The sequence below is a fragment of the Pseudomonas sp. RP-B7 genome (assembly GCF_059803535.1).
In genome coordinates, this window is the sequence record NZ_JAPFHC010000025.1 from 56,033 (window position 1) to 68,950 (window position 12,918).

Here is a 12,918-nt window from a genome sequence, read left to right on the forward strand (position 1 = left end):
TATCGCCAAAGTGGCAAGGAGCCCTCGTGCCCATAGTTGAAATGGAACGTCGCCAGGTGGTGGTGATCGGTGCCGGTCCGTCCGGGGCCATCGCCGCCGCGCTGCTAAAGCGCAAAGGGCATGATGTATTGATCATCGAGCGCCAGCATTTCCCGCGGTTCTCGATCGGCGAAAGCCTGCTGTCGCACTGCATCGACTTCATCGAAGAAGCCGGCATGCTCGACGCCGTGCAGGCCGCCGGGTTCCAGGTGAAGACCGGCGCCGCGTTCGCCTGGGGCGAGCGCTACAGCGCGTTTGATTTCAGCGACACGTTCAGCCACGGCAAGCCGACCACCTTCCAGGTGCAGCGCGGCGAGTTCGACAAGTTGCTGGCCGATCAGGCAGCGCTGCAAGGCGTGGACATCCGCTACGGCGAAACCATCGTCGGCGTCGATTTCAAAGGCGAGACCCACTACCTGCACGTGCGCCGCGAGAACGGCAGCGAGTACCACCTCAAGGCCAAGTTCGTGCTCGACGCCAGCGGCTACGGCCGCGTGCTGCCGCGCCTGCTGGACCTGGAAGCACCGTCGGATTTCCCGGTGCGCCAGGCGGTGTTCACCCATATCGAAGACCGCATCGAACACCCCGGTTTCGACCGCAGCAAAATCCTCATCACCACCCACCCGACCCAGCGTGACATCTGGTTCTGGAGCATCCCGTTCAGCAACGGCCGCTGCTCGGTGGGCGTGGTCGCGGCCAAGGAGCATTTCGACGGCCGCGACGGCGACCTCGACGCATGCCTGCGCGGGTTCATCGACGAAACCCCAAGCCTGTCCACCGTACTGCAGAACGCCGTGTGGGATACGCCGGCGCGCACCATCGGCGGCTACTCGGCCAACGTCAAGACCTTGCACGGCCCGGGCTTCGCGCTGCTGGGCAATGCGGCGGAGTTCCTCGACCCGGTGTTCTCCTCCGGGGTGACCATCGCCATGCGTTCGGCGAGCATGGCTGCCGGCCTGTTGCATCGCCAATTGAAGGGCGAGGCGGTGGACTGGCAAACCGAATTCGCCGAGCCATTGAAGCGCGGTGTCGACACCTTCCGCTGCTATGTCGAAGGCTGGTACGCCGGGACTTTCCAGGACGTGATCTACCATCCGGACAGCTCGCCGGAGATCCGTCGGATGATCTGCTCGATCCTCGCCGGTTACGCGTGGGATGAGCGTAACCCGTTTGTCAGCGAGCCCAAGCGGCGCCTGCGGATGTTGTCGGAAATCTGTGCGAGTGAGCCGGTATGAGCAGTCAGTACCTGAGTAAAAACTACGTCGAAGAAACCAAGTTCGGCTTCTGGTTCCTGCGCAGCCACACCTGGCAGCACCACGTGTTGCGCGTGGCGATCAACGACCTGCGCAGCCTGTTCAGCGAGCCGTTGCCACACGCGCCGGTGTTGCTCGACGCCGGTTGCGGCCAGGGCAAGTCGTTCCAGTACTTGCAGCGGGTGTTTGCGCCCGAGCGCCTGATCGGCCTGGATGCCGACCCTCACAGCCTCGCACTGAGCCAAGCCGAAGCGGCGCGCCAGGGCCTGTCCGTCGAGTTGATCGGCAGCGACTGCGCCACCCTCGATGTGCCGGACGCAAGCGTCGACATCCTGTTCTGCCACCAGACCTTCCACCACCTGGTCGAGCAGCACCGCGCGCTGAAAGAGTTCTACCGCGTGCTCAAGCCGGGCGGTTATCTGCTGTTTGCCGAGTCCACCGAAGCCTATATCGACACCTGGGTGATCCGCTGGCTGTTCCGCCACCCGATGCATGTGCAGAAAAGCGCCGAGCAATATCTGGAGATGCTCCGCGAGCAGGGTTTTGAATTCGGTCCGCAGAACGTCTCGTACCCGTATCTGTGGTGGAGCCGTTCCAGCGATTTCGGCCTGCTCGAACGCTGGGGCCTGCGCAAGGCGCCGCCGGTGGGGCAGCGCGAAGAAACCCTGGTCAACTGTGTGGCCCGCAAACCATTGGCGAGCACCGCCCCATGATGCGTCTGTTGCTGATCGGTTGCCTGTTGCTGCTGGGCGCCTGCGCCAGCCAGCCGCCGCTGCCGGAGAATCCCCCGGCCCTGGCGTTGCCGTTGCAATTGCATGTGCAGCGCCTGGCCGACGGCCAGAGCCAGGACTGGCTGTTGGTGATCCAGCGCGAAGGCGCTGGCATCCGCTGGTCGATGATGGACCCGCTGGGCATTCCCCAGGCCCGGCAAAAACTGGTCAATGGCCAATGGCAGGCCGACGGCCTGCTGCCGCCCAATCCCCAGGCCCGCGAGCTGTTTGCCGCGTTGCTGTTTGCCCTGGCTTCGGCGGATGAGGTGCGCACGCTGTACCCCAGCGCCCAGGCCATGGACCTGACGCGCACACTGCCGGGGCATTGGCAGATCATCTACCAGTCGTCCGAGGCTTTCAGCGTGAACATCAGCGGGCAGCCGTTGAGCTACCGCATCACCCCGCTCGGAGCCGCCCAATGACCACCTACCTGAATGCCCTCGGCGTGATCTGCGCCCTCGGCCGTGGCCAGGCCGAAGTCAGCCGCAGCCTGTTTGCCGGTGACTGTTCGGGCATGCGCGCCGAAAGCGGCTGGGTGCCCGAACGCGTGTTGCCGGTGGGCAGCGTGCACGGCGAACTGGCAGCCATCCCGCTGGAATTGGGCCAGCAGAGCAGCCGCAATAACCAGTTGTTGCTGGAGGCGGCATTGCAGATCGAGGGCGAGATTCGCCAGGCGATCCACACCTACGGCCCGTCGCGGGTCGGCGTGGTGCTCGGCACCAGCACCTCGGGCATCGACGAGGCCAGTCGCGGCATCGCCCATTACCTGCGCGAACACCAGTTCCCCGGCGACTACGATTACCAGCAACAGGAACTCAGCGCCCCGGCGAATTTCCTTGCCGACTGGCTGCAACTGAGCGGCCCGGCCTATGTCATCTCGACTGCCTGCACCTCCAGCGCCCGTGCGTTGATGAGTGCCCAGCGCCTGTTGGACCTGGGCGTGTGCGACGCCGTAATCTGCGGCGGCGTCGACAGTTTGTGCAAGCTGACGCTCAACGGCTTCAGTTCGCTGGAAGCGGTGTCGAACGAGCGCTGCAACCCGTTTTCGGTGAACCGCAACGGCATCAATATCGGCGAAGCCGCGGTGGTGTTCGTGATGAGTAAAGAACCGGCGCCGATTGCCCTGCTGGGTAGCGGCGCGAGTTGCGATGCACACCATATCTCCGCCCCCGAGCCCAGCGGCAAGGGCGCGTTGCAATCGATGCGCAAGGCCCTGGCCAGCGCGCAACTGACGCCTGAGCAGATCGGCTACCTGAACCTGCACGGCACCGCCACCCAGCACAACGACGCCATGGAGAGCCTGGCCGTGGCCAACCTGTTCCCCGGCGGCGTGCCCTGCTCGTCGACCAAACCCATGAGCGGCCACACCCTGGGGGCCGCTGGAGCGCTGGAAGCGGCGTTCTGCTGGCTGAGCCTGACCCACGGCCAACTGCCGCCGCACCTCTGGGACGGCCAGCCCGATCCGGCACTGCCCGCCCTGAAGTGGGCGCACCTGGGCGAAACCCTGGAAAAACCCCGCCTGATGAGCAACTCGTTTGCCTTCGGCGGCAACAACGTCAGCCTGATTATCGGAGAGGCCCCATGACCCCTTGGCCACTCGCCGAACTGCTGCCCCATGCCGGCGACATGATCCTGATCGATCAGGTGCTGTCGTTCGATGAAGAGCAGATTCACACCCGCCTCACCGTCACCCCCGGCGGCCTGTTCAACCGCCCGGACGGCAGCCTGCCGGCCTGGGTCGGCATCGAGCTGATGGCGCAAAGCGTCGCCGCCTATGCCGGCTGCCGCGCGCGCCAGAACGGCGAAGCGGTGGAACTGGGCTTCCTGCTCGGCACACGCAAGTTCGAGTGCAACGTGGAGCACTTCCCGGCGGGCGCCGAGCTGAAGATCCACGGCATACGCTCCCTGGAAGACGACAACGGCATGGGTGTGTTCGAATGCCACCTCACTGGTGACGGGATCCAGGCCAGTGCGCGCTTGAATGTATTTCGACCGCCCCAGGCGGCCAACTATTTAGATGAATCGAAGGACGTAACGCCATGACTGAATCCGTACTGGTCACCGGCTCCAGCCGTGGTATCGGCCGCGCCATTGCCTTGCGCCTGGCCCAGGCCGGCCACGACATCGTGCTGCACTGCCGCAGTGGCCGTGCCGACGCCGACGCGGTGCAGGTCGAGGTCCAAGCCCTGGGCCGCAAGGCGCGGGTGCTGCAATTCGATGTGGCGGACCGCGCGGCCTGCAAGGCAATCCTTGAAGCGGACGTTGAGACAAACGGCGCCTATTACGGCGTGGTGCTCAACGCCGGCCTGACTCGCGACGGCGCGTTCCCGGCCTTGTCGGAAGACGATTGGGACGTGGTGCTGCGTACCAACCTCGACGGTTTCTACAACGTGCTGCACCCGGTGATGATGCCGATGATCCGCCGCCGCGCCGCTGGACGCATCGTCTGCATCACTTCGGTTTCCGGGCTGATCGGCAACCGTGGCCAGGTCAACTACAGCGCCTCGAAAGCCGGCCTGATCGGTGCAGCCAAAGCGTTGGCCATCGAGTTGGGCAAGCGCAAGATCACCGTCAACTGCGTCGCACCGGGCCTGATCGACACAGCGATGCTGGATGAAAACGTGCCGGTGGAAGAGTTGATGAAGATGATCCCGGCACAGCGCATGGGCACCCCGGAAGAGGTCGCCGGTGCGGTGAATTTCCTGATGTCGGCCGAGGCCGGTTATATCACCCGCCAGGTCCTGGCCGTGAACGGAGGCCTGTGCTGATGAAACGCGTCGTAGTGACCGGCATGGCCGGCATGACTTCCCTGGGCAGCGATTGGGCGACCATCTCGGCCAACTTCCGCGCCAACCGCAGCGGCATCCGGCGCATGGATGAGTGGGACCGTTTCACCGAATTGAACACGCGCCTGGCCGGGCCGATCGACGATTTTGTCGTGCCCGCCCACTGGACGCGCAAGCAACTGCGCAGCATGGGCCGTGTCTCGCGCTTTGCGGTGTGGGCGGCGGAGCAGGCGTTGCAGGACGCCGGTTTGCTGGGTGACGAGTCGATCAAGGATGGGCGCATGGGCGTGGCCTGCGGTTCGTCCACCGGCAGCACCGACGAGATCAAGGCATTCGGCAATATGCTGCTGAACTCGGTGGCCGAGGGCCTGAATGCCAACTCCTACGTACGCATGATGCCGCACACCACGGCGGCGAATATCAGCATCTTCTTTGGCCTGACCGGGCGGCTGATCCCCACGTCCAGCGCCTGCACCAGCGGCAGCCAGGGCATCGGGTATGCCTACGAGGCGATCAAGTTCGGCCGCCTGCCGTTGATGCTCGCCGGTGGCGCCGAGGAACTGTGCCCCACCGAAGCCATGGTGTTTGATGCGCTTTACGCCACCAGCCTGAAAAACGATGCGCCGCAGACCAGCCCACGCCCCTACGACAGCGGCCGCGATGGCCTGGTGATCGGCGAAGGCGGCGGCATGCTGGTGCTCGAAGAACTGGAACATGCGCTGGCGCGCGGTGCCCATATCCACGCGGAACTGGTCGGTTTCGGCAGCAACGCCGACGGCCAGCACACCACGCGCCCGGAACAGAAAACCATGCGCCGCGCCATGGAGCTGGCGCTTGAGGATGCAGGCTTGGAGCCGGCGGCCATCGGCTACGTCAACGGCCACGGCACCGCCACCGACCAAGGTGACGTCGCCGAGACCCTGGCCACCCACGCCTTGTTCGGCAGCCGCATGCCCATCAGTTCGCAGAAAAGTTTTCTCGGCCACACCTTGGGCGCGTGCGGCGCGCTGGAGTCGTGGTTCAGCATCGAGATGATGAACCGCAACCAGTACGTGCACACCTTCAACCTGGACGTGGTGGACCCGCAATGCGGTGAGCTCGATTACCTGCAAGGTGAGTTCCGCGAGATGCACCACGACTACGTGATGAACAACAACTTTGCCTTTGGCGGCGTCAACACCTCGCTGATCTTCCGCCGCTGGTCCTGACTTTTTAATCGATTGGAGAATACGGAATGTCTTCCTTGCTACGCGCCACCCTGATCTCTCTCGCCCTGTTGACCACCGCCGGTTGCACCAGCAAGCCGGTGCTCAACACCCAGCACGAACTGCCGGCCAACGCCCAGGTCGGCGAAGAAAAAATCAAGCAGGTCATCCTCAGCGCCCTGCAAAAACGCGACTGGACGGTACAACGCCTGAGCCCACAACTGGTGCAGGCCGAGATCACCGTCCGCAACCAGTACTACGCGGCCATCGACATCCGCTACACCCGCAACAGCTACGCCATCACCTACCGCGACAGCCGCGCCCTGGGCTACAAGGACGGCAAGATCCATCGCAACTACAACCGTTGGGTGAACAACCTGGACAGCGACATCATGGCCGGGCTGCGCAGCAACGGCGTGAGCGAGTCGGGCTCGGCGGCGCAGTTGTTTGAGCAGACGGGCACTAGCAAATAACACTAGGGCCGCTCCCTGTGGCAGCTGGCTTGCCTGCGATGCAGACAACTCGGTTTTTCAGTCAGGCCGAGGTGATGCTATCGCAGGCAAGCCAGCTCCCACTTTGATCTGCTTCGTTTTGAATTGCGTATTGCTTACTGAACAGCCTTGCGCGTCAACAACTCCACAAACGCCGCTGCCATCGGCGTTTGCACGCCCTTGCGCTGCACCAGCCACACCGATGTCACCGCCTCCTCATCCAGCAACGTGCGATAGACCACGCCATCAATCCGGATGCGCTGGTAAGACGCTGGCAGCACCGACACCCCCAATCCTGCCGCCACCAGGCCGATGATGGTCATCGCCTCCCCTGCCTCCTGGGCAAAGTGCGGGCTGAAGCCGGCGTCACGGCACAGGTTCAGCAACTGCGCATAGAGACCGCTGCCGTAGCTGCGCGGGAAAAACACGAAGGGTTCCTCGGCCAACTGCGCCAGGTGCAGGCCGCGCTCGCTGCCTTGCGCCAACGGGTGACCGGCGCTCAGTACGGCCACCAGCGGTTCGCGCATCAACTCGATCACACTCAGGGAATCCGGCAACGGCAGCGGGCGCATCAAGCCGACCTGGATCGACTCGTCCACCAGTGACTCGGCCACTTCGGTACTGCTCATTTCCTGCAGGTTCAGATGCACCGCCGGGAACGCCTGGCGGAAGGCAAAAATCGCCTGGGGAATGCTCGCGTTGAACGGCGCCGACGAGGTGAAGCCGATCTTCAATTCACCCAGTTCACCCAATTGCGCACGCCTGGCCACATCAGCGGCCTTGTCGACCTGGGCCAACACCAATCGCGCCTCATGCAGGAACAAGCGGCCGGCCTCGCTCAGCTCGACCCGACGATTGGTACGCTCGAACAACCGCGCGCCTACCTCCTGCTCCAGTGCCTGGATCTGCTGGCTCAGCGGCGGTTGCGAGATGCCCAGCACCTGCGCGGCGCGGCCGAAATGCAGTTCTTCGGCGACAGCGATGAAGTACCGCAGATGTCGTAATTCCATGCCAGCCTCATTAGGTCGTAAAAGCTCTCAAACAGGTCGAACAATATATTGGAAAGAATCATTAGCCAGCTATATTCTTTTTTGCATGGCCGGTCCTGGCACGCTTCCCCTCCCCGAGGTCCCCGTGAATTCTGCTGTCGCTCCACTCGCTCAAGAAGTGCCACCCACTGCCCTGGATGAGGTGGTGGCCCAGCTCAATGACGCGTACATCGAAAAAGGCACGCCGATGTTCATGCGCACGGTACTGGCGCTGTTCTGCGGTGGTTTTGCCACGTTTGCCCTGCTGTATTGCGTGCAGCCGATGATGCCGGCGCTGTCCCATGAGTTCTCGATCAATGCAGCGCAGAGCAGCCTGATCCTGTCGGTGTCCACCGCGATGCTGGCCCTGGGTTTGCTGATCACCGGACCGATCTCCGACACCCTGGGGCGCAAGCCGGTGATGGTCGCCGCGCTGTTCTGTGCAGCAACGGCGACGATTGCCAGCGGCCTGATGCCGACGTGGGAAGGGATCCTCTTGATGCGCGCGTTGGTGGGTTTGTCCCTGAGCGGCCTGGCCGCCGTGGCGATGACCTACCTGAGCGAAGAGATCCACCCGCAGCACATCGGCTTGGCCATGGGCTTGTACATCGGTGGCAACGCGATTGGCGGCATGAGCGGGCGCCTGATCATCGGCGTGCTGATCGATTTCGTCAGCTGGCACACCGCGATGCTGATCATCGGCGCCCTGGCGCTGATCGCCGCCACGGTGTTCTGGAAGATCCTTCCCGAATCGCGCAACTTCCGCGCCAGCAGCCTCAGGCCGCGCAGCCTGCTGGATGGGTTCGTCATGCACTTCAAGGACGCGGGCCTGCCGTGGCTGTTTCTTGAAGCGTTTCTGCTGATGGGCGCATTCGTGACGATGTTCAACTACATCGGCTATCGCCTGTTGGCCGATCCCTACGACTTGAGCCAGGCCGTGGTCGGCCTGCTGTCGCTGGTGTACCTGTCGGGCATCTACAGTTCGGCGAAAATCGGCTCCCTGGCCGACCGCCTCGGCCGCCGCCGCATGCTGTGGGCCACCATCGTGCTGATGCTCAGCGGCATGCTCCTGACCCTGTTCACCCCGTTGTGGCTGATCGTACCGGGCATGCTGGTCTTCACCTTCGGCTTCTTCGGCGCCCACTCGGTGGCCAGCAGCTGGATCGGCCGCCGCGCGGTGAAGGCCAAGGGGCAGGCGTCATCGCTGTACCTGTTCTGCTATTACGCGGGGTCGAGTGTGGCGGGGACGGCGGGCGGGTTCTTCTGGCATTACGCCGAGTGGAATGGGATTGGCGGGTTTATCGTGGCGTTGTTGGTGGGGGCGTTGCTGGTGGCGTTGAAGTTGGCGAAGTTGCCGCCGTTGCAAGACGCAAAAAGCACGTAACACCTGTGCCTCTGGCAGTTCTGATGCCGCATCCAGGCATATCGAGCACTTCCGACCGCAAGAGCACTTCGCAGAGCCGGGGCTGGAGTACCAGAATCTTCACGCATCCTGCATCAGGGAAACCAAACGTGGCTCCCCACTGCATTGCGGACATGTCAAAGGCGACTGGTTTGACGAAGCCGAGCACATATCACCGATGGAGGAAGGCTGCGAGGAGCGCTTTCGCTACTTATTGACCGGAGAAATACAAGCAACCAACACCGATGACTCGCCAGCAGCAAAAATGATCGAAGTCCTGGCTTTGGACATCGCCTACCTGAACAACCGACGCCAGAGTGCCATTAAGCGTGTTTTTGCCCCGGATTTTGTAGCGCAGGCCACCGATGAGGACTTCAAAACCCTGACTAAGGCGCTGCGCGAAACAGCACTCGCTGATCAGCAAGCCTTCGATCACGTCGTTGCACGATTCGCTGAACAGATTCTGACATCCTGATCCCTACGTACGGCAGCGGCTGTCTTATCAAACGACATCCGCGCCATCACCCGCTTACCACGCGTTTCATGCAGCACCACCGCACCAATATGTGCGACCAGCATCAGCAACAACCCCACACACGACAGCACATGCACGCGGGTGTACCAGACAATGGCCGCCGGGTCACTTTCGAACGGGGCGATGGTGAACAGGTTAAATACGTTGATCGGCCGGTCCATCATCAGCACGCCCGTGGCCAGTACCACCGCCAGCATCAGGTACATGGCCTTGTGCACCAGCAGCGCCAGGTACTCCTGCGGCGTACGCTTGATGGAAAAATCCAGGCTGTGGCCAAACGAGCAATACAGCCGCATGACAAAGACCGGGATGTACAGGCTGGTCAACGACACGTTGAAAAAGCCGACCCACGCCTTGACCGGGGCTGGCACGGTAAACATCGCCACAACAAAGCCTGACAGCAGCGCCCACAGAATAATGACGGCCGATATCCAGTGCAGGAGCTTCTGGATCGTTGAATAGGGGGAAGTCTTCATCTCGAAATCACCTGACAAGCAACGCCAATCAATGGCGAGTGGAAGAGTCGGGTAGGATTTTTACCGAGGCGAACTACCTAGACTGTAGGAGAAATCCTAAAGAACCGAGATTACCCAGACAGTGCTGAACGGCGGCTGAAACGCAACGAGCCCCCCTTTGCAGGCAAAGGAGGGCTCGTGTCAGGCGGGGGTGTTTACTGGTGGTATTGCGCAGACAGTTCATGCACCGCCCGCAAGAACGCACCCGCATTCTCCGGGTTCACTTCCGGCGTGATGCCATGGCCGAGGTTGAACACGTGCCCGCTGCCCTTGCCGTAGCTGGCCAGGATGCGGCCGACTTCGGCACGGATCGCTTCCGGCTTGGCGTAGAGCACGGTCGGGTCCATGTTGCCTTGCAGCGCGACACGGTTGCCGACGCGCTGGCGGGCTTCACCGAGGTCGCAGGTCCAGTCCAGGCCGAGGGCGTCGGCACCGGCGTCGGCGATGCTTTCCAGCCACAGGCCGCCGCCCTTGGTGAACATGATCACCGGCACTTTGCGGCCTTCGTGTTCGCGGATCAGGCCGCTGACGATCTTGCGCATATAGGCCAGGGAGAACTCCTGGTACGCCGCCGCCGACAGGTTACCGCCCCACGTATCGAAGATCTGCACCGCTTGCGCGCCGGCCATGATCTGGCCGTTGAGGTAGGAGGTGACCGACTGTGCCAGCTTGTCCAGCAGCAGGTGCATGGCTTGCGGGTTGTCGTAGAGCATGGCCTTGGTCTTGCGGAAGTCTTTCGACGAACCGCCTTCGACCATATAGGTGGCCAGGGTCCAGGGGCTGCCGGAGAAGCCGATCAGCGGCACGCGGCCGTTGAGCTCGCGGCGGATGGTGCTGACGGCGTCCATCACGTAGCCAAGGTCTTTGTGCGGATCAGGGATCGGCAGGGCTTCGATGTCGGCCAGGGTGCTGACGACCTTCTTGAAACGCGGGCCTTCGCCGGTTTCGAAGTACAGGCCCTGGCCCATGGCATCAGGAATGGTGAGGATGTCGGAGAACAGGATCGCCGCGTCCAGTTGCGGGTAGCGGTCCAACGGCTGCATCGTGACTTCGCAGGCGAACTCCGGGTTCATGCACAGGCTCATGAAGTCACCGGCATTGGCGCGACTGGCGCGGTATTCCGGCAGGTAGCGACCGGCCTGGCGCATCATCCACACAGGGGTGACGTCCACGGGTTGCTTGAGCAGGGCACGAAGGAAACGGTCGTTCTTCAGGGCAGTCATGTCGGCATCCGCAAAAAAAGTGCGGGCATTTTCTCAGAGCCGGACGCAAAAGGCACGGAGTGAGCCGTGCCTTTTGTCTATCGGGTTGATTTGAAGCAATATCTTGAACACGCTGAAACCAAATGTGGGAGCGGGCTTGCTCGCGAAAGCGGTGGGTCAGTCGACACATTTAGTGACTGATACTCCGCATTCGCGAGCAAGCCCGCTCCCACAGTTTGATCCCGTTTCAGCTCGGGATCGGGGTCAGACTTGCAGGTAATCCAGGATACCTTCGGCAGCATTGCGGCCTTCGAAGATCGCGGTTACCACCAGGTCAGAACCGCGCACCATGTCGCCACCGGCGAAGATCTTCGGGTTACTGGTCTGGTGCTTGTACTGGCCTTGTTCCGGGGCCACGACGCGGCCTTGGCTGTCGGTCTGGATCTGGAACTGTTCGAACCACGGCGCCGGGCTTGGACGGAAACCGAAGGCAATGACCACGGCGTCGGCCGGGATGATCTCTTCGGAACCCGGGATCGGCTCGGGGCTGCGACGGCCACGGGCGTCCGGTTCGCCGAGACGGGTCTCGACCACCTTCACGCCTTCGACGCGATCTTCACCGACAATCGCAATCGGCTGGCGGTTGTAGAGGAATTTCACGCCTTCTTCCTTGGCGTTCTTCACCTCTTTGCGCGAGCCAGGCATGTTGGCTTCGTCACGACGATAGGCACAGGTCACCGACTTGGCGCCCTGGCGGATCGAGGTACGGTTGCAGTCCATCGCGGTGTCACCACCGCCGAGTACCACGACCTTCTTGCCTTTCATGTCGACGAAGTCTTCCGGCGACTTTTCAAAGCCCAGGTTGCGATTGACGTTGGCGATGAGGAAGTCCAGCGCGTCATACACGCCCGGCAGGTCCTCACCGGCAAACCCGCCCTTCATGTAGGTATAGGTGCCCATGCCCATGAACACGGCATCGTATTCTTCGAGCAGTTGCTCCATGGTCACGTCTTTGCCGATTTCGGTATTGAGACGGAACTCGATACCCATGCCGGTGAACACTTCGCGACGGTGGCTCAGGACGGTTTTTTCCAGCTTGAACTCGGGGATACCGAAGGTCAGCAGGCCACCGATTTCCGGGTTCTTGTCGAACACCACCGGGGTCACGCCGCCACGCACCAGCACGTCGGCACAACCGAGGCCGGCAGGACCGGCGCCGATAATGGCGACGCGCTTGCCGGTCGGCTTGACCTTGGACATGTCCGGACGCCAGCCCATGGCGAACGCGGTGTCGGTGATGTACTTCTCCACCGAACCGATGGTCACCGCGCCGAAGCCGTCGTTGAGGGTGCACGCACCCTCGCACAGACGGTCCTGCGGGCACACCCGGCCGCAGACTTCCGGCAGGGTATTGGTCTGGTGCGACAGCTCGGCGGCGGCGAGGATGTTGCCCTCGGCCACCAACTTCAGCCAGTTGGGAATGAAGTTGTGCACCGGGCACTTCCATTCGCAATACGGGTTACCGCAACCCAGGCAGCGGTGGGCCTGGTCGGCCGAGTGCTGGGGTTTGAAGGGTTCGTAGATTTCCACGAACTCTTTCTTGCGTTGACGCAACAGTTTCTTCTTCGGATCTTTGCGCCCGACATCGATGAACTGGAAGTCGTTATTCAGACGTTCAGCCATGTTAAAACC

At 62.5% G+C, this 12,918-nt stretch carries 13 protein-coding genes and 1 pseudogene; 10 read left to right on the forward strand and 4 right to left on the reverse strand.

Translation table 11 applies throughout. From position 1 onward, the window contains the following. Positions 1–26 precede the first annotated feature (26 nt). From OPU96_RS20875 to OPU96_RS20910, 8 genes are read left to right on the forward strand one after another with little or no spacing between them, the layout of a single operon-like run. On the forward strand, positions 27–1,274 hold the full coding sequence (locus tag OPU96_RS20875; RefSeq protein WP_498559607.1) for an NAD(P)/FAD-dependent oxidoreductase: 1,248 nt from the start codon (positions 27–29) through the stop codon (positions 1,272–1,274). Beyond that, entirely contained in the window at positions 1,271–2,005 is a 735-nt protein-coding gene (locus tag OPU96_RS20880; RefSeq protein WP_498559608.1) for a class I SAM-dependent methyltransferase, read from the forward strand. The genes OPU96_RS20875 and OPU96_RS20880 overlap by 4 nt, the downstream gene beginning before the upstream one ends. Next, positions 2,002–2,484 (forward strand): hypothetical protein, encoded by a 483-nt coding sequence (locus OPU96_RS20885; RefSeq protein ID WP_498559609.1) that lies wholly within the window; start codon positions 2,002–2,004, stop codon positions 2,482–2,484. Before OPU96_RS20880 ends, OPU96_RS20885 begins: the two co-directional genes overlap by 4 nt. Further along, positions 2,481–3,647 carry a beta-ketoacyl-[acyl-carrier-protein] synthase family protein gene (locus tag OPU96_RS20890; protein ID WP_498559610.1) on the forward strand — a complete coding sequence of 389 codons (1,167 nt, stop codon included), beginning with the start codon at positions 2,481–2,483 and terminating at the stop codon, positions 3,645–3,647. Before OPU96_RS20885 ends, OPU96_RS20890 begins: the two co-directional genes overlap by 4 nt. Then, the gene (locus OPU96_RS20895) at positions 3,644–4,105 is read left to right on the forward strand and encodes a hotdog family protein (protein WP_192298328.1); all 462 of its coding nucleotides are present in this window, start codon (positions 3,644–3,646) and stop codon (positions 4,103–4,105) included. The genes OPU96_RS20890 and OPU96_RS20895 overlap by 4 nt, the downstream gene beginning before the upstream one ends. After that, positions 4,102–4,830: a 3-oxoacyl-ACP reductase FabG gene (gene fabG / locus OPU96_RS20900; RefSeq protein ID WP_498559611.1), complete on the forward strand. Its 729-nt coding sequence runs from the start codon at positions 4,102–4,104 to the stop codon at positions 4,828–4,830. The genes OPU96_RS20895 and fabG overlap by 4 nt, the downstream gene beginning before the upstream one ends. Beyond that, positions 4,830–6,056 carry a beta-ketoacyl-ACP synthase gene (locus tag OPU96_RS20905; protein WP_226455546.1) on the forward strand — a complete coding sequence of 409 codons (1,227 nt, stop codon included), beginning with the start codon at positions 4,830–4,832 and terminating at the stop codon, positions 6,054–6,056. Before fabG ends, OPU96_RS20905 begins: the two co-directional genes overlap by 1 nt. Before the next feature lie 26 nt (positions 6,057–6,082). After that, entirely contained in the window at positions 6,083–6,526 is a 444-nt protein-coding gene (locus OPU96_RS20910) for a hypothetical protein (protein ID WP_498559612.1), read from the forward strand. A gap of 134 nt (positions 6,527–6,660) precedes the next feature. Here the strand turns inward: OPU96_RS20910 and OPU96_RS20915 are convergent, their stop codons facing one another. After that, positions 6,661–7,554, reverse strand: a complete 894-nt coding sequence (locus tag OPU96_RS20915; protein ID WP_226455544.1) for a LysR family transcriptional regulator — start codon at positions 7,552–7,554, stop codon at positions 6,661–6,663. A 157-nt stretch (positions 7,555–7,711) separates the two neighbouring features. Between OPU96_RS20915 and OPU96_RS20920 the strand changes: the two genes are divergently transcribed. Together OPU96_RS20920 and OPU96_RS20925 are read left to right on the forward strand one after the other, a co-directional pair. Next, positions 7,712–8,956 carry an MFS transporter gene (locus OPU96_RS20920; RefSeq protein WP_498559618.1) on the forward strand — a complete coding sequence of 415 codons (1,245 nt, stop codon included), beginning with the start codon at positions 7,712–7,714 and terminating at the stop codon, positions 8,954–8,956. Between the two features lie 31 nt (positions 8,957–8,987). Then, a pseudogene (locus tag OPU96_RS20925) lies at positions 8,988–9,449 on the forward strand (retron system putative HNH endonuclease); the annotation flags it as partial. Here the strand turns inward: OPU96_RS20925 and OPU96_RS20930 are convergent. From OPU96_RS20930 to OPU96_RS20940, 3 genes are all read right to left on the reverse strand, one after another. Continuing rightward, positions 9,407–9,985: a cytochrome b/b6 domain-containing protein gene (locus OPU96_RS20930; protein ID WP_498559613.1), complete on the reverse strand. Its 579-nt coding sequence runs from the start codon at positions 9,983–9,985 to the stop codon at positions 9,407–9,409. The pseudogene OPU96_RS20925 and the gene OPU96_RS20930 sit on opposite strands and share 43 nt — an antisense overlap. A 194-nt stretch (positions 9,986–10,179) precedes the next feature. Beyond that, a complete protein-coding gene (gene hemE / locus OPU96_RS20935; RefSeq protein ID WP_498559614.1) occupies positions 10,180–11,247 on the reverse strand; it encodes a uroporphyrinogen decarboxylase in 1,068 nt (355 codons plus the stop codon). Between the two features lie 243 nt (positions 11,248–11,490). Next, a complete protein-coding gene (locus tag OPU96_RS20940; RefSeq protein WP_088423072.1) occupies positions 11,491–12,909 on the reverse strand; it encodes an FAD-dependent oxidoreductase in 1,419 nt (472 codons plus the stop codon). Positions 12,910–12,918 lie beyond the last annotated feature (9 nt).